The sequence below is a fragment of the Xanthomonas sp. NCPPB 1132 genome (assembly GCF_056629235.1).
Genome location: NZ_CM152819.1, coordinates 3,576,537 through 3,591,675 on the forward strand (window position 1 = coordinate 3,576,537; position 15,139 = coordinate 3,591,675).

Genomic DNA, 15,139 nt, shown 5'->3' on the forward strand with positions numbered 1-15,139 from the left:
GAGGATGTGGACGCCGGTCCGCGCCAAACGATGGCGCGGCGCCCGGCACGCCACGACGACGCCTCCGGTTGTGGTCGACGCCCGCACCGGCCAGTCCCGATGCGGCGTCTTCCGGAGCCAGCACCGGCCCGAAGCACGGCGCCGCCTTCACACCGAAAGCGCATACTGCGATCTCTTCCAAGGTCTCGGCTCGGCATGCTCCTGCGCTCTCTGTCCGCCGAACTCGGCCAGCCCGCCTGCGGCAACTGCCGCGATGGCGAGCCGCTGGATTTCGTCGTGCGCATGGCGTTCCAGCCGATCGTCGATGCCGCCACCCGCTCGATCTACGCCTACGAGGCGCTGGTGCGCGGCGAGGACGGCAGCGGCGCGGCGGCGGTGCTGGCGCGGGTCCGCCCCGAGCAGATGTACCGCTTCGATCAGACCTGCCGGGTGCAGGCCATCGCCACCGCCGCGCAGCTGGGCCTGCGCACGCGCCTGTCGATCAACTTCATCCCCAACGCGGTGTACGAGCCGGCGACCTGCATCCGCCTGACCCTGAAGGCGGCCGAGCACTTCGGCGTACCGACCGGCGACCTCATCTTCGAGATGAGCGAATCCGAACGCGTCGCCGACCTGCCCAAGGTCGTGCGCATCCTGCGCGACTATGCGCAGCGCGGCTTCCTCACCGCGATCGACGATTTCGGCGCCGGCCACTCCGGCCTGAACCTGCTCGCCGATTTCCAGCCGCACCTGATCAAGCTGGACATGGCGCTGATCCGCGGCATCGACGCCAGTGCCGCACGCCGCCACATCGTCGGCGGCATCGTCGCGATGGCCGCGCCGCTGGGCTGCCGCATCCTCGCCGAGGGCGTGGAAACGCCCGAGGAGTACCGCGCACTGCGTGCGCTGGGCATCGACCTTTACCAGGGCTACCTGTTCGCAAAACCGGCGCTGGAGGCGCTGCCCGAGGTCACCGAGGCGCAGTGGGACGCGCTGGAACGCGCCGACTGAGCGACGCGCTGCCGCACAGCGCACGCCAGCACGACTTGCCCGCGGCGACCACGCTTGCGACCATCGCGCCTCCCCTGCGTGTTCCGAAGTGCAATGCCCTCGCTCCATACCCTGCTGCCGCCGTGGACACACCGCTGGCTCGACGTGATCGTGCCCGGCGCGCAGATCGTGCTGATCGTGCTTGCGGCCTGGTTGCTGCGAACCGTGTTGCGGCGGCTGATCCGGCGCCTGGGCGAGCACTACGCGCTGCCGCCGGAGCTGGTGATGATGGCGCGCCGCGGCAGCGGCTTCGTGATCTACGCGGCAGCACTGCTGCTGATCCTGGACCGCTTCGGCGTGTCCGGCACGGTGCTGTGGACCGCCTTCACCGGCTTCGCCGCGGTCGCGGCGGTGGCGTTCTTCGCCGCCTGGAGCGTGCTGTCCAACATCTTCTGCACGCTGCTGATCTTCACCACCCGCCCGTTCCGCCTGCACGATCACATCGAGCTGCTGGAGAACGGCGAGAAGCCCGGCCTGAAAGGCCAGGTGATCGACATCAACCTGATCTACACGACGCTGCGCGAGGAACGCGACGGCGACGGCGAGAGCGTGCTGCAGATCCCCAACAGCCTGTTCTTCCAGCGCAGCACCCGCCGCTGGCGCGGCCATCCGGTGCCGCCGGGACTGGGCTGAGCGCCCCACCATCCGCGATGCTGACGCCATCCACATGACGCAGCCGGTATGGTCGATGCCAGCCGCCTGGCGCGGCGATCTCCCCTTTCCCGACCAGGTACTGCATGGAACCCATCATTCATCCGTTCGCCGACCTCTTCGCCCAACTCGGCCTGCCCAACAGCGAGCCGGAGATCCGCCAGTTCATCGCCCAGCATGCGCCGCTGCCCGATGGCATGCGCCTGGAAGAGGCCCCGTTCTGGACGCCCGCGCAGGCGCAACTGCTGCGCGAGGAGCGCCTGGAAGACGCCGATTGGGCGATCGTGGTCGATCACCTCAACATCGCGCTGCACGCGCAGCCCAAGCCTTGACCCGACCGCGCCGGCTGGAGCATCAACGCAGCTGGCTGTCCTTGCTGCCGCGGCGGTTGTAGCCGCTGTGCTCGTGCTGTGCGCGGTCCTGCGCGTCCTGGCAGGCCACGCACAGGCGCACGCCCGGCACCGCCTTGCGTCGCGCCTCGGGAATCGGCGCATCGCAGTCCTCGCAGTGGCTCAGCCCCGGGCCCTGCGGGAGTTGGCTGCGTGCCCGCTTGATCGCATCCTCGACGGTCGCATCGATCTGGTCCTGCACCGCGCCGTCGCCTGCCCACCCAGTGGCCATGGTCGTCTCCGCACTGTTGCCTTGCCTGGATGATGCGGCCGGCACCGGCAAATGCAATGCACGCCGGCTTCACCTGGCCGAGACGTTCATGCGGCGCCGCGCCGCAGTCACCAGATCAGGTCGTCCGGCACCTTGAACTGGCTGTAGTACGGATCGTCCTCGCCGCTGGCCGGCGTTGCCGCCAGCGCATCGAACACGATGGTCGACGGATCGCGGGCGAAGATCTTCTCCACCACCGCGCGCGGCACCGCCACGTAGCCGGCATCCAGCCGCGCGATCACCACGCTGCCAGCGATCAGCTGCGCGCGCAGCGCCGCATCCACGCGCAGCCGCTGGATCTTGCCGGCATCGGTGAAGTGGTAGTCAATCTCGCCGTCGGCCTTGAGCGCGTGGCTTTCGACCAGTTGCCGCGCCTGCGCGCGCTGCTCCTGCACACGCGCCTGCGCGTTGCGTTCGGCGGACAGGGCGCGGTCGCGTTCCACGCGCTCCTGTCGCAGCCGCTCGCTCTCCAGTTGCTCGGCGCTGGGCGGCGGCGGGGTCTTGCCCTGGCGCGCCTTGGCCTGCTCGCGCGCGACCTGCGCCACCTGGCTCTTCTTCACCAGGCCGGCCTTGAGCAGTTGCTCCTGCAGGGGATTGCGCATCGGAAGCGTCCACGGACTCGGATTCGGGAGCCGCATGATACCCGCAGCGCCGGCAGCCGCCCGCGAAGGCACGGGTGTCGGATGCCCTGACGCACGCGGCACGCTAAGGTGGCGGCATGGAGACCCTGCGCTATCTCGTCGGCTACCCGCCCCATGTCCTGGACCAAGTCCGCGAGATGATCGCGCGCCAGCGCCTGGGCGACTGGCTGCGCAGACGCTACCCCGAGGCCAACACGGTCCGCACCGATCGCCAGTTGTACGACTACACGCAGGCGCTCAAGGACCGTTGCATGCGCAGCGCCGAGCCGCTGCACAAGGTGATCTACGACAACCGCCTGCAGGCGGTGAAGCACGCGCTGGGCACCCACACCACGGTGTCACGGGTGCAGGGCGGCAAGCTCAAGGCCAGCCGCGAGATCCGCATCGCCGGCGTGTTCCGCGACGCGCCGGCGGCGTTCCTGCCGATGATCGTCGCCCACGAACTGGCGCATCTGAAGGAAAGCGCGCACAACAAGGCCTTCTACCAGCTGTGCGCGCACATGACGCCGGACTACCACCAGTTGGAATTCGACCTGCGCCTGTACCTGACCCAGTTGGAACTGGGCGAGCACTGAGATGCCATCGCGTGCGGGCGCCCGCCGGCGCCCGTACACTGCCGCCCCCGACCGATCGCGTACTGCCGATGTCCAGCCCCGTCCGTCTCGACAAGCATCTCGCCGCCCTGCTGCCGTGTTCGCGCGGCGAGGCGCAGCAGTACATCGAGGGCGGCTGGGTCAGCGTGGACGGGGTGGTGGTCGAGGAACCGCAGACGCCGATCACCACCCAGCAGGTGGCGCTGTTGCCCGACGCGCAACTCGGCCCGGCGCAGCCGGTCACGCTGCTGCTGCACAAGCCGGCCGGGATCCGCGCAGAGGATGCGCTGGCATTGGCGACGCCCGGCACCCGCAGCGCGCTGGATGCCAGCGACATGCGTGTGCTCAAGCGCCATTTCCTGCGCCTGAGTCTGCCGCTGCCTTTGGCGACCGAGGCCAGCGGATTGCTGGTACTGAGCCAGGACCGCCGCGTGCTGCGGCGGCTGAGCGAGGACGCGGCCACGCTGGAGCAGGAATTCGTGGTGGAGGTCAGCGGCACCTTGCAGCCCTATGGCCTGCACCGGCTCGCGCACGGCCTGCGCCATGGCCAGCGCACGCTGCCGCCGTGCAAGGTCAGTTGGCAGAGCGAACAGCGCCTGCGCTTTGCGATCAAGCACGTGCAGCCGGGCCAGTTGCACGACATGTGCGCGCAGGTCGGACTGCAGGTGAGCGGGCTGCGCCGCCTGCGCATCGGCCGGATTTCGCTGGGCAAGCTGGCGCCGGGCGAGTGGCGCTATCTGCCGGAGGGCGAGCGGTTCTGAGGGAGTGCGGGTGCGGCCTCGCCGATCGTTGTTGCCGGCGGCCGTACCCTCACCCCAACCCCTCTCCCGGGGGAGAGGGGCTAGGAGCGTGCGTGCTCAGGGCTTTGCCAGCGCGCGCTGGATGGCCTGCTCGGCCAGCGGCGCCATCACCGCATAGCCGGCGTTGTTGGGGTGCACGCCGTCGATGGCCACGGTCTTGTCCATGCCGCCGTCGCGGTTGCTCAGCTTGCTGTAGTAGTCCAGATACACCGCGCCCTGCTGCTGCGCGTACTGCTGCATCCAGCTGTTGAGCGCACGTACCTTCTGCGCCGGCTGCAGGCCCGGGCGCCACGGATAGTCGGTCACCGGCAGCACCGAGGCCAGCACCACCTTGATGTGGTGGGCCTGGGCCAGTTCGGTCATCGAGCGCAAGTTGTCCTCGATCATCTCCAGCGTGGACAGCCCGGTGTTGCCGGCCAGGTCGTTGGTGCCGGCCAGGATCACCACCACCGCCGGCTTCAGGTCGATCACGTCCTGGCGGAAACGCACCAGCATCTGCGCAGTGGTCTGCCCGGAGATGCCGCGGTTGACGTAGGCGGACTTGCCGGGGAAGAACGTGGTGCCTTCGCGGCGGCCCCAGGCGTCGGTGATGGAATCGCCGTAGAACACCACGCGCGGCGCGTCCGCGGCCGGCGCCGGCAGCGCGGCATTGTCGGCGCGATAGCGCTGCAGTTGCGCCCAGTCCAGCAGGCGCTGCTGCATCGCCTTCACTTCGTCTGGCTTGAGCGTGTCCGGCGCACGCGTGTACAGCGCATCGACCTTGCCCTCCAGCGCCGCGGTGGACGTGGGCGTTGCCGCCTGCACGGCGCCGGCGGCAGTGGCGCACAGCGCGATGGCGAGGGACAACAGCGAGGGACATTTCATCGAGGCATTCCTTGTGCGGACAACGGTGATCGCACAGTGTAACCAACCCTCCGGATTGCCCATGCGGCGCTGCCGCAGCGCCGCCGCGACTGCGTCGTATCGCATGCGATTCAGCCCGTGCTCACGCTGCGGCGATCGCCGACAGCATCGATGGCGCATATCGCTGCGCTCCGTCGCCATGTGCATCGTGGCGCACGGTCGATGCCTTGCAACGCAGGGCTGCGACCGCCATCGCACCGTGCACCGACATGCGTCACGCGCGTGCCGCGCCGATGACAGCGCGATGCCGTCGCCATCGTTTTTCGCTATCGCCGCAACCTTTTGCGAACGCCCTAACTTTTTCGTAAGTACATGACACACAAGGATTTCCGCTTCTAGGATGGCCGCGGACGTGACGGGGGGATCCTCACTCCCAAGCCCCAAGGACATCCATGAAAACGCGTGATGCACACCAGAACCTCACCCGCCTGCGGCTGGCGTTGATTCCCGGCTTGATGTTCAGCGCAATGGCGATGGCGCAGTCCGCAGGCACTGCAGCGGCGGCGACCGACACCAGCGCCGCGAGCGCGCAATGGCACAGCGCCTTCTCCGGCGGCACGCCGTTCGCCACGCACAGCCTCTGGGACAGTGCCGGCGGTGGCTTCCTCAACACCCGCTTCGCGCCCGGCGAATGGCAGATCACCCCGTTCAACGCGGCGCGCCTGAAGACCGCGTGGACCTTCACCACGCAAGGCGACGTCTCGGCCACCCCAACCGTGCAGGGTACGGCGCTGTACGTGCCCGACTGGGGCGGCCAGCTGTATCGCATCGACACCCAGCTGGGCAAGGCGGTGTGGCAGGTGAAGCTGTCCGACTACACCGGCATCGCCGGCTCGCTGTCGCGCAACAGCCCGGCGATCGCGCGCGACAGCGTGCTGGTCGGCGACCAGGCCAGCGGCACCGTGCTGGCGATCGACAAGACCACCGGCAAGCTGCTGTGGAAGACCCTGGTCGAGCCCAATCCGCAGGCGCGCATCACCGCCTCGCCGGTGATCTACGGCGACCGCGTGTACGTCGGCGTGTCCTCGGGTGACTGGGGCGGGCTGAGCGCCGGCTACAAGTACACCTTCCGCGGCAGCGTCGCTGCGCTGGACCTGAAGACCGGCAAGCTGCTGTGGAGCTTCCGCACCGCGCCGGAGGGCTACACCGGTGCATCGGTGTGGGGCACGCTGGCGATCGATCCGCTGCGTCAGCGCGTCTACGCCACCACCGGCAACAACTACTCGGTGCCGACCGAGGTCGCCAGCTGCGTCAAGAACGCCAACGGCGACAAAACCGCGCAACTGGCGTGCATGGCGCCGGACAACTACGTCGACTCGGTGCTGGCGCTGGACATGCGCAGCGGCAAGCCGGTGTGGACGCGCCGCCTGCAGGGTGCCGACGCCTGGTCGCTGTCGTGCCTGGTCGCGCCGACCAATGGCCTGTGCCAGGACCCGCAGGGACCGGACTACGACTTCAGCGGCGGCGGCGCCAACCTGTTCACGGCGATCCGCAACGGCAAGCCGCAGGCGCTGGTCGGCGCCGGCCAGAAGAGCGGCGTGTACTGGGCGTTCGACGCCGACACCGGGCAGACCGTGTGGTCGACCCAGGTCGGCCCGGGCGGCACCGCCGGCGGCATCGAATGGGGCTCGTCGGTGGATCCGTTCTCCGGTCGCGTGTACGTGGCCATCAACAACAACGAGCACACGCCGTACACGCTGGCGCCGGGCAACACCGAAACCTGGAACGCCGGCTCCTGGGCCGCGCTGGATGCGGCGAGCGGCAAGATCCTCTGGCAGGTCAAGGTGCCGGGCACCGATCCGGTGCAGACCGCGTTCGGCGCCGGCGGCCGCGGCCCGCTGGCGTCGTCGCCGGGCCTGGTCTATGCCGGCTCGATGTCCGGCGCGATGACCGTGCTCGATGCCAAGACCGGCGCCACCCTGTGGAGCTTCGACGCCGGCGGTTCGGTCTCCAGCGCACCGGCGATCGTCGATGGTGCGGTGTACTGGGGCGCCGGCTACAGCCGCTTCAACTTCGGCACAGGGGTCAACAAGCTGTACAAGTTCGTGCCGTCGAACCGGCGCTGAGCGCAGCCGCGCTTGCCGTAACGCGTCCATCGCCTCTCCTGCGCAAGCGGGAGGGGCGATGTCGCATCTGGCTGGAGCGCATCGCCTCGCGTGCGCAAAAAAAGCCGGCGGGCTTCGCTTCCACGAAGCCCGCCGGCCTATCGACGTCTTGCTCAGTTGAACGTGTAGTCCAGGGTCAGGAACATTTCCCGACCGTTGTACTCGCTCGCGGTCTGCCCGGTGGTGACGAACTCGAAGCCGCCGGCGTAGTACGGAATCGCACCGACCTTGTCGAAGATGTTCGACACGGCGAGCTTTGCATGCAGATCCGGGGTGATCTGCAGGCCGACCGAGCCGTTCCAGGTGATCCACGCCGGTGCATGGCCCCGGTAGGTGGTGTCCTGCACGGTGACCTGGTTGCCATCCTGGGTGACCTGGCACACGCCAGTGGAGATCGTCTCGCCGCCATTGGACACGGTGACCATGCTGGGCTGGATGCCGTTGGGCAGCACGTCGCAGCCGGCGTAGTTGGGTGCGCGCATCCGGCCGTTGCGCACGCCGGAGATCGACACGTTCCAACGGCCCTTGGTCCAGTCGGCGATCCAGGTCATGCGGCTGGCCACGTTCTGGTAGCGGGTGTTCTGCAACGGATCCGACGCCAGCACGCGCTGCTTGTACGACAGGTTGTTGGTGTAGTTGATGCCGGCGCGGAAATCGCCGTAGCCATCGGTGTGGAACTTGTAGTCCAGCGTCGCATCCACGCCGGCCACGTACAGCGAGGCTTCGTTGATCGGGCCCGACTGCACCGACACGATCTGGCCGTTGGCATCGCGCGTCACCATCTGGGTGACCATCCGGCAGTACTCCGATCCGGCCACGTGCGCCGTGTACGGCGACAGGCCCGAGATGCCGTTCGGCTTCAGGCCGGTCAGGCAGCCTGCCTCGTCGGCGAGCACGGTGTCCTGGCCCAGGTACTGGATGGCGTTGTCCACGCCCATGTTCCAGTAGTCGGCCGACACCGAAAGCCCCTGCACGCCCGGTACCTGCCAGACGAAGCCGTAGGTCCAGGAGTGCCCGGTCTGCGGCAGCAGCAGGCGGCTGCCGTTGGTGTAGAGCGTGTAGTACTGCGAGGTCGGGCGCTGCACGCTGTTGCACCAGGTGTTGTTGTTCTGCCCGGCCTTGATCGCGTTCACGCACTGCAGCGGGTCGGCATAGAAGCCCACCGGCGAGGTCGAACCGGTGAGGTAGATGGCCTGCATGTCCGGCGCCTTGAAGTTGGTGCCGTAGCTGCCGCGCAGCAGCAAACCGTCGTACGGACGCCACTCCAGGCCCGAGCCCCAGGTACGGGCGATGTCGGCACGGCTGGCGTCGTTGTACTTGTCCAGGCGACCGGACAGCGTCCAGGTCACCGTGTCCAGCACCGGCAAGCGGAACTCCGTGCCCAGCGAGAAGCGCTGGCGGGTGCCGGCGCCGGTGAGATAGGCGCCGAACGGGTTCTGGAACGTGGACGGATCGGCCGCGCGCGGGTCGGGCGACAGCTTGAAGCCGTTGTGCGCGGCTTCGAACACCGCGGCCCAGCCCACCGACCGATCGGCCCAGGGCAGCTTGAACAGGTCGCCGTTGACGCGCAATTGCGCCTGGTCGAGCCAGGACGAAGCGGTGTTGACGCCGGTCACCGCGAACTGGTCGTACTGCTGCGGGGTGATCGGGTTCCAGAACTGCTGCCAGTTGAACGCGTAGATCGGCAGGCCGTCGGCGGTGGTGCCCTGCTGCTGGCCGAGGAAAAAGTTGTTGGTGGCCTGCGCGTTGTAGCCGGTGAACTCCTCGCGGACGATGTACTTCTGGGTGTTGAGGTTGAGGTCCCAGTTGAAACGCCCGTCGAACACGGTGCCGCGCAGGCCGGCCTGCAGGTTCCAGTTGCGCTCGCGGTCGTAGGTGTTGGCGCTGACGCCGATCTCTTTCTGGGTCAGCTGGCGGATCACCTGGTTGACCGTCTGCCCGGTGGTCTGGTCGTAGAACGGGCCGGCGCTGAACACGTTGAGCTGCGTGTTGGAGATGCCCACGGTCTGGTACAGCGCGGCCGAGCCGTAGAACTGCAGGCCGTTCTGGAAGTCGTACTCGCCCGCCAGATAGCCGCTGTTGCTGATGCTGCCCGGGGTCAGCACCCAGTTCTGGAACAGCGCCGGCTGCGCGCAGTAGAAGCCGTTGTCGGTGACGCCGGTGACCTGGGTGCCGTTGGTGGTCACCGAGTGCGACTGGGTCAGGCGCGAGTTGGTGAACTTGTCGCAGGTGCCGGCGGGCGGCGTGATGTAGCGGCCGTTGGCGTCGGTGGCCGACAGGGCGATCGCGCCGGCGGCATCGTACTGGTAGCCGAACATGCGCGAGGCCGGCCCCCAGGCGCCGTAGCCCGCGTCGGCCACGGAATCCTGGTAGGGCCGGTCCATGCCCCACAGCGCGCTGCGGTTGGAGTGCTCCAGGTTGTAGGTCACGTGCCAGTTGTCGCCCGCGCGGCCACCGACGAAGTTGATGTCGCCGTAGTCGCGGCCACCGCGCGTCGCGCCGCCCAGGGTGACCTGCAACTGGTTGCCCTGGTAGTCCTTCTTCAGGATCACGTTCACCACGCCGGCGACCGCATCCGAGCCATAGATCGACGACGCGCCGGAGGCCAGCACTTCGATGTGATCGATCATCCCGGTGGGGATGTTGTTGAAGTTCTGGAAGTTGCTCTGCTTGTTGAGCGGCTGCGGGTAGTCGACCACGCGATGGCCGTCGATCATCAGCAGGCTGAACCCGGGGCCGAGTCCGCGCAGGTTCACCGAGCGCGCATTGACCGAACTGGAGCCCCAGGAGGCCGGGTCGGACACCTGCTGGCCCACCTGCGGCAGCGAGTCGAGGAACTCCCACAGCGTGGTGTAGCCCTGCTTCTTGATCTCTTCGCCGGTGATGGTGACCACTGGCGCAGGGCCTTCGACCTCCACCCGCGGGATCAGCGATCCGGTGACCGTCACCGCCTTGAGTTCGACCGGCTTGTCGGCCTTGCCGGCACCACTGGGCGGGGCCGCGTCATCGGGCGCGGATTGCGCCATGACAGAGGGCGCCCACAGGGCGAGCGCAACGGAACTGGCGATGAGTCCACGCCGGAAAGCGATTCTGTTCACTGGTCTCCCCCCACAGGAGCGATCGATGTTCGAGATGTGCCGAGCCCGCCCTAGCCCCCTGGCCTCGCGCGGGCCGTCCGCGAAGCGGTGCATACACGAACAAAAAGTTCATATATGTGACGCCAGCGTTATAGGCCGAATTTGAATCGATGCAAGCTGCGTTGCAGCACAACGCGGATCGATTTAAGTAATTGAATCTACTGAAATTTGCCGGAAAGCTTACAGAAAGGTTGCAGCTACTCCGAGTCCGCCGGTCCGGGAGCTCCCAAGGGGTCTTGGCGCTGCGGCGAAGGGGCGCGCAAGCAGACACGCCAGGCGACGCCGAAGGCGCACCATCGCCTGGCGAACGCCTGTCGCATGGGAAAGACGGCCGTGTCGCGCTGCCACCGCCGTCGCCGCGTCACCACGCAAATCGCGCCGCCTCGCATCCACTGCGCGGCATGATGGAACGCACCGACATGCCAGCAGCGCGAGCGCTTCTTTCGCGCCATCACACGCAATGTGAGCAGCTGTCTACGAAACCGGCCTTCCGAGCGTGACGCCTGGCACGCAATCGCGGGGGCGTCGCCCGTAGCCTCGGCAGGCACCCTGAACTCGGGTGCAATGGCATCCGGTCCCCTGCCGGATGGTCTCGTCCCTCTTCGCAAAAGGAAGATCGATGAATCGCAAGCATGCGTTGTACCTGGCGTTGCTGGCTGGCATCGCCAGTCTGTCCCCCGTCGCCATGGCTGCCATTCCCCCAGCAGCCGAAATGGATTCCGCCCCGGTCGAAGCCCGCCCGGATGCCGCCGCGCTCGGTGGCGCCGAGTTGCGCAGCCTCACTCCGGGCAGCGCACACGCACCGCGCCTGATCGAACTGGCCGCGCCCGACAGCACCAAGGCGGCAGCGATGAAGCAGGCACGCGGGCAACAGGTCAAGAACGGCCAGCCGCTGCAGATCGGCTTCTCCCGCGACGTCGCCAAGCCCGACATCAACCTGCGCCGCCTGTCCTGGCAGACCCTGCCCAATGGCGCGCAGGTCACCAGCTTCGAGATCGTCTCGACCAATGCGCAGGCGTTGCGCGCAGCGCTGCAACTCAGCGGCAGCGGCGCCCAGCCCGGCGATCCGCGCAAGGCGACGCTGCGCTTCGCCGGCGAGGATGGCCGCGTGTTCCAGCAGAGCGGCGCCGATTTCGCCGGCAGCCAGCCCGGCTGGTCGGCGGTGATCGCCGGCGCACGCATGGTGGTGGAGATCGAACTGCCGGCCGGCCAGTACCCGCAGGGCTTCGCGCTGAAGATCCCGCAGCTCTCGCACCTGGACATCAGCCCGGTGGCCAGCGACACGATGATGCGGCCGATGATCGGCGAGAGCGATTCGTGCGAGCGCGACATCGTCTGCCGCGCCAATCCGACCTCCGGCTTCACCTCGGCGGCCAAGTCGGTGGCGCGCATGACCTTCACCAGCGGCGGCAGCACCTACCTGTGCACCGGCACCCTGCTCAACAACAGCAATTCGCCGAAGAAAGCGATGTTCTGGAGCGCGGCGCACTGCATCAGCACCCAGACCGTGGCCAATACGCTGCAGACCTACTGGTTCTATGACGCCACCACCTGCGGCGGCTCCACGGTCAATTCCAACTACACCACGCTCGGCGGCGGCGCCTACCTGCGCTATACCAACACCACCCGCGACACCACGCTGCTCGAGCTCAAGAGCGCTCCGCCGAGCGGCGCGTTCTACGCGGGCTGGAGCAGTTCGGCGATCGGCTCCACCGGCACCGCGATCGAGGGCATCCACCACCCGGCCGGCGACGTCAAGAAGTACTCGCTGGGCAAGGTCACCGCGCTGTCCAGCTCCATCGACGGCAAGTCGCCGCTGTACCGCGTGCAGTGGAGCACCGGCGTTACCGAAGGCGGCTCGTCCGGCTCCGGCCTGTTCACCGTCAACAGCAGCGGCGCCTACCAGTTGCGCGGCGGCCTGTATGGCGGCTCTTCGTACTGCAGCGCGCCGAGCGATCCGGACTACTACTCGCGCTTCGCCGACGTGTATTCGTCGATCCAGCAGTACCTGAGCCCGTAAGCCAAGGTCCGGGAGGGCCGTACTCCCGCACCTGCGCCTAGGACAGGCCGTCTCACACGGGCGGCCTGTCCGTTTCGCACGCGGTGGCACACACCGGCTACACTCGACGCATTCCCCTACCGGCAGATGCGCATTGGCCAAGCCCAATTACTCTTTCGAAAAACGTCAGCGCGAGCTGGCCAAGAAGAAACAGCAGGAAGAAAAGGAAGCGCGCAAGCGCGAAGCGCGTGCCGCAGCCGCCAAGCCTGCTGCGGACGGCGACGCCGCACCGAACGACGCCGACACCGCCAGCGACGCCTAGGCCATCGCGGAACGGCAGGCACCCGCCGCCCAGCGGGACGCTTCCATCCGTTGCCCCTGTCGCGCGACGCACCTGCATCGACGCGACATGACCGGTCTCGCGCTCAGTCGACCTTCTTGGCCAGCATCGTGCCCAGCACGAACAGCACCAGGGCGATGGCGATGCCGGCCCAGAACAGGAACTTGGCGACGCCCATCGCCGCGCCTGCCACGCCGCTGAAGCCGAGCGCGCCGGCGATGAGTCCGATGATGGCGATGATGATGGCCCACTTGATCATGATGCGGTCTTCCCGAAACGAGGACATGCGCACGCCATCGCGGCGTGCACTGGCGCCGGCAAATGGCCGGCGCTGATGCGGGAGACTAGCCAGCGCGGGATGCGCACGCGGTGAAACACGGGTGCACGCGCCGTGCACGCATCGCCACCGCGCATGCTGCAGCACGCCCTTCATGTTCGCGATACAGTACTGCGGCAACACTGCGGCAACAGGCGCGGCAACCTGCGCGTGCACGCACCGCCTCTGCACATCGCCTCCACCCTCCCGTCACGGACCGCGCGCGCGCCGCCCGGCACAGTGCAGGCGGGCACTGTCGCCCGCTCGGAGATCCGCATGGCCAGCCCGCAGGAACTGGAAGAGAAATTCTGGAAGGCATTGAAGTCCGACCGCACCGTGATGCTGGGTCTGGACGGCGTCGAGGACGGCCACGCCCGCCCGATGACCGCGCAGTTCGAAGGCGATCGCGGCGGCCCGATCTGGTTCTTCACCTCCAAGGACAACGCGCTGGTGCAGAAGCTGACGCAGAGCCAGCGGGTGATCGCGGCGTTCAGCGCCAAGGGCCACGATCTGTTCGCCAGCATCAGCGGCACCCTCAGCGTCGACAACGACCAGGCCGTGATCGAGCGGCTGTGGAACGGCTACGTCGCAGCGTGGTACGAACAGGGCAAGGAAGATCCCAAGCTGGCGTTGCTGCGCCTGGATCCGGATCACGCGCAGATCTGGCTCAACGGCTCCAGCCTGCTGGCCGGCATCAAGGTGCTGTTCGGCATCGATCCCAAGCAGGACTATCACGACAAGGTCGCCGACGTGCCGCTGCGCTGAGCGGCACCTAACGCGATGCACGCCAGCCGGCCGTTCGCCGGCTGGCAGATATACCATCAGGGAACGGACGCGACCGGCAGACGCTGGCGGATGGCCTCACGCAGCGAGCGTTCGCACTGTCGCGTCGCCGCGTCCACGTCGTTCTCGGCCAAGGCTTCGGCACGCGCCAATGCAGCGAGTGCGGCAGGCTGGTCGCCACGCCGCGCCGCCATCAGCGCCTGGCAGCGCGGCCGCAACGCCGGCACCGCCCAGTCGAGGTCGGCCGTCAGCGCCGCATCCAGGGGATCGGAAGCGTCCTCACCGGCCATGGCCCGCGAGAACGCGAGTTAGCATCGCAGCAGCGCGATCATGCTGTGCCAGGATTCGGCGACCGGCGCGGGCAGGGTCGCGACCTGCGCCTCGAAGTCCGGCTGCAGGGCCGCGACTTGCGTCCACTCGCCACGGTTCTGCATGGCTTTCAGCGTGAACCAGACATAGAAAAACCAGCCATCGCCGTCCGCGAGCAGGGCCAGGCGGTGTGCCGGCAACTTGTCCGCGGTGACGCCGCGCGATGAGAGGCCGTTGAGTTCAGCGAGTACGTCGACGAGGGCGTCAGAATCGCGCGGGCGGGCCTGTCGCAACAATTGCAGACCATCACTGGCCCCGCTCGGACTCTGCGAGGGCACCAGATTGACCAGGCCTGCCGCCAGATTGAACACCGCTGCGCCGGTGCAGAACGCGCCGCTGGAGCTGCCCAGTCCCAGGTGCCATGCCAGCAGTCCGCACCCGGCCGCCGCGAGCAGATTGGCCAGCGGACCGCCGGCGATCAGCAACAGATACTGCCGGCGCACCGCCGCGTAGGGGTTGGGCACCGCGATCACGCTGCCCGCGTTGTCACCCGGACGCTGGCGCTGCCAGCGGATCCGCCAGCCGCGACGGCGCGCGAGCAACTGCAGCGGCCCCACGTGCACCCGGCACACGGTCATGCCGATCGCCCGCCCCGCCAGCACATGCCCGCCTTCGTGGATGGCGACCGTGACCAAGGCCGCCAGCGGGAATAGCAGCATCGCCAGGAATGGCTCCAGCGAGGACGTGACCAGGTGCGCCAGGGCGAAGCAGCCGGCCAGCATCGCCAGCGCCCCCACGCTCATCAGGACGCCGCGGACGCCACGGAACAGCAGATCGAGCCAAGGCGGCGCCGCCCAGGGCATGGAGGGTTGT

The 15,139-nt window shown here is 68.0% G+C and carries 16 protein-coding genes; 9 read left to right on the forward strand and 7 right to left on the reverse strand.

The annotated features are described in order from the left end of the window. Positions 1-195 precede the first annotated feature (195 nt). From AC1G9L_RS15260 to AC1G9L_RS15270, 3 genes are all read left to right on the forward strand, one after another. Positions 196-990 carry an EAL domain-containing protein gene (locus AC1G9L_RS15260; RefSeq protein WP_010342323.1) on the forward strand — a complete coding sequence of 265 codons (795 nt, stop codon included), beginning with the start codon at positions 196-198 and terminating at the stop codon, positions 988-990. Positions 991-1,083: 93 nt separating this feature from the next. Further along, on the forward strand, positions 1,084-1,662 hold the full coding sequence (locus tag AC1G9L_RS15265) for a mechanosensitive ion channel domain-containing protein (RefSeq protein ID WP_019800021.1): 579 nt from the start codon (positions 1,084-1,086) through the stop codon (positions 1,660-1,662). 104 nt (positions 1,663-1,766) lie between these two features. After that, entirely contained in the window at positions 1,767-2,012 is a 246-nt protein-coding gene (locus AC1G9L_RS15270; protein WP_019800022.1) for a DUF2789 family protein, read from the forward strand. A gap of 22 nt (positions 2,013-2,034) precedes the next feature. Here the strand turns inward: AC1G9L_RS15270 and AC1G9L_RS15275 are convergent, their stop codons facing one another. Further along, entirely contained in the window at positions 2,035-2,301 is a 267-nt protein-coding gene (locus AC1G9L_RS15275; RefSeq protein ID WP_010342319.1) for a DksA/TraR family C4-type zinc finger protein, read from the reverse strand. Between the two features lie 107 nt (positions 2,302-2,408). Beyond that, a complete protein-coding gene (locus AC1G9L_RS15280) occupies positions 2,409-2,942 on the reverse strand; it encodes a DUF2058 family protein (protein WP_019800023.1) in 534 nt (177 codons plus the stop codon). Positions 2,943-3,058: 116 nt separating this feature from the next. Between AC1G9L_RS15280 and AC1G9L_RS15285 the strand changes: the two genes are divergently transcribed. Then, entirely contained in the window at positions 3,059-3,556 is a 498-nt protein-coding gene (locus AC1G9L_RS15285; protein ID WP_010342317.1) for a M48 family metallopeptidase, read from the forward strand. Between the two features lie 68 nt (positions 3,557-3,624). Then, entirely contained in the window at positions 3,625-4,335 is a 711-nt protein-coding gene (locus AC1G9L_RS15290) for a S4 domain-containing protein (RefSeq protein WP_019800024.1), read from the forward strand. Between the two features lie 96 nt (positions 4,336-4,431). Here AC1G9L_RS15290 and AC1G9L_RS15295 read toward each other — a convergent pair whose 3' ends face one another. Further along, a complete protein-coding gene (locus AC1G9L_RS15295; protein ID WP_481069428.1) occupies positions 4,432-5,238 on the reverse strand; it encodes an SGNH/GDSL hydrolase family protein in 807 nt (268 codons plus the stop codon). Positions 5,239-5,744: 506 nt separating this feature from the next. Here AC1G9L_RS15295 and AC1G9L_RS15300 point away from each other — a divergent pair. Next, positions 5,745-7,343 carry an outer membrane protein assembly factor BamB family protein gene (locus AC1G9L_RS15300; protein ID WP_481071151.1) on the forward strand — a complete coding sequence of 533 codons (1,599 nt, stop codon included), beginning with the start codon at positions 5,745-5,747 and terminating at the stop codon, positions 7,341-7,343. A gap of 152 nt (positions 7,344-7,495) precedes the next feature. On the opposite strand, the gene AC1G9L_RS15305 is transcribed toward AC1G9L_RS15300, so the two are convergent. After that, the gene (locus AC1G9L_RS15305) at positions 7,496-10,408 is read right to left on the reverse strand and encodes a TonB-dependent receptor domain-containing protein (protein ID WP_019799135.1); all 2,913 of its coding nucleotides are present in this window, start codon (positions 10,406-10,408) and stop codon (positions 7,496-7,498) included. Between the two features lie 730 nt (positions 10,409-11,138). Here AC1G9L_RS15305 and AC1G9L_RS15310 point away from each other — a divergent pair. Both AC1G9L_RS15310 and AC1G9L_RS15315 read left to right on the forward strand, forming a co-directional pair. After that, the gene (locus AC1G9L_RS15310) at positions 11,139-12,539 is read left to right on the forward strand and encodes a trypsin-like serine peptidase (RefSeq protein WP_481069429.1); all 1,401 of its coding nucleotides are present in this window, start codon (positions 11,139-11,141) and stop codon (positions 12,537-12,539) included. A 133-nt stretch (positions 12,540-12,672) separates the two neighbouring features. Next, on the forward strand, positions 12,673-12,840 hold the full coding sequence (locus AC1G9L_RS15315) for a hypothetical protein (protein ID WP_019799133.1): 168 nt from the start codon (positions 12,673-12,675) through the stop codon (positions 12,838-12,840). Between the two features lie 103 nt (positions 12,841-12,943). Here the strand turns inward: AC1G9L_RS15315 and AC1G9L_RS15320 are convergent, their stop codons facing one another. Next, a complete protein-coding gene (locus AC1G9L_RS15320) occupies positions 12,944-13,117 on the reverse strand; it encodes a DUF1328 family protein (RefSeq protein WP_043095198.1) in 174 nt (57 codons plus the stop codon). Positions 13,118-13,450: 333 nt separating this feature from the next. On the opposite strand from AC1G9L_RS15320, the gene AC1G9L_RS15325 reads away from it, so the two are divergent. Beyond that, a complete protein-coding gene (locus AC1G9L_RS15325; protein ID WP_019799131.1) occupies positions 13,451-13,939 on the forward strand; it encodes a pyridoxamine 5'-phosphate oxidase family protein in 489 nt (162 codons plus the stop codon). A 56-nt stretch (positions 13,940-13,995) separates the two neighbouring features. Here AC1G9L_RS15325 and AC1G9L_RS15330 read toward each other — a convergent pair whose 3' ends face one another. Continuing rightward, the gene (locus tag AC1G9L_RS15330) at positions 13,996-14,247 is read right to left on the reverse strand and encodes a hypothetical protein (protein ID WP_019799130.1); all 252 of its coding nucleotides are present in this window, start codon (positions 14,245-14,247) and stop codon (positions 13,996-13,998) included. A gap of 18 nt (positions 14,248-14,265) precedes the next feature. Further along, positions 14,266-15,129, reverse strand: coding sequence for a hypothetical protein (locus AC1G9L_RS15335; RefSeq protein WP_019799129.1), 864 nt, complete (start codon positions 15,127-15,129; stop codon positions 14,266-14,268). Positions 15,130-15,139: the final 10 nt, after the last annotated feature.

Excerpts from the sequence above, each read along its gene's own strand:
- AC1G9L_RS15260 (WP_010342323.1), top strand. The coding sequence starts at position 196 with ATGCTCCTGCGCTCTCTGTCCGCCGAACTCGGCCAGCCCGCCTGCGGC.
- AC1G9L_RS15265 (WP_019800021.1), top strand. The coding sequence starts at position 1,084 with ATGCCCTCGCTCCATACCCTGCTGCCGCCGTGGACACACCGCTGGCTC.
- AC1G9L_RS15270 (WP_019800022.1), top strand. The coding sequence starts at position 1,767 with ATGGAACCCATCATTCATCCGTTCGCCGACCTCTTCGCCCAACTCGGC.
- AC1G9L_RS15275 (WP_010342319.1), bottom strand. The coding sequence starts at position 2,301 with ATGGCCACTGGGTGGGCAGGCGACGGCGCGGTGCAGGACCAGATCGAT.
- AC1G9L_RS15280 (WP_019800023.1), bottom strand. The coding sequence starts at position 2,942 with ATGCGCAATCCCCTGCAGGAGCAACTGCTCAAGGCCGGCCTGGTGAAG.
- AC1G9L_RS15285 (WP_010342317.1), top strand. The coding sequence starts at position 3,059 with ATGGAGACCCTGCGCTATCTCGTCGGCTACCCGCCCCATGTCCTGGAC.
- AC1G9L_RS15290 (WP_019800024.1), top strand. The coding sequence starts at position 3,625 with ATGTCCAGCCCCGTCCGTCTCGACAAGCATCTCGCCGCCCTGCTGCCG.
- AC1G9L_RS15295 (WP_481069428.1), bottom strand. The coding sequence starts at position 5,238 with ATGAAATGTCCCTCGCTGTTGTCCCTCGCCATCGCGCTGTGCGCCACT.
- AC1G9L_RS15300 (WP_481071151.1), top strand. The coding sequence starts at position 5,745 with ATGGCGATGGCGCAGTCCGCAGGCACTGCAGCGGCGGCGACCGACACC.
- AC1G9L_RS15305 (WP_019799135.1), bottom strand. The coding sequence starts at position 10,408 with ATGGCGCAATCCGCGCCCGATGACGCGGCCCCGCCCAGTGGTGCCGGC.
- AC1G9L_RS15310 (WP_481069429.1), top strand. The coding sequence starts at position 11,139 with ATGAATCGCAAGCATGCGTTGTACCTGGCGTTGCTGGCTGGCATCGCC.
- AC1G9L_RS15320 (WP_043095198.1), bottom strand. The coding sequence starts at position 13,117 with ATGATCAAGTGGGCCATCATCATCGCCATCATCGGACTCATCGCCGGC.
- AC1G9L_RS15325 (WP_019799131.1), top strand. The coding sequence starts at position 13,451 with ATGGCCAGCCCGCAGGAACTGGAAGAGAAATTCTGGAAGGCATTGAAG.
- AC1G9L_RS15330 (WP_019799130.1), bottom strand. The coding sequence starts at position 14,247 with ATGGCCGGTGAGGACGCTTCCGATCCCCTGGATGCGGCGCTGACGGCC.
- AC1G9L_RS15335 (WP_019799129.1), bottom strand. The coding sequence starts at position 15,129 with ATGCCCTGGGCGGCGCCGCCTTGGCTCGATCTGCTGTTCCGTGGCGTC.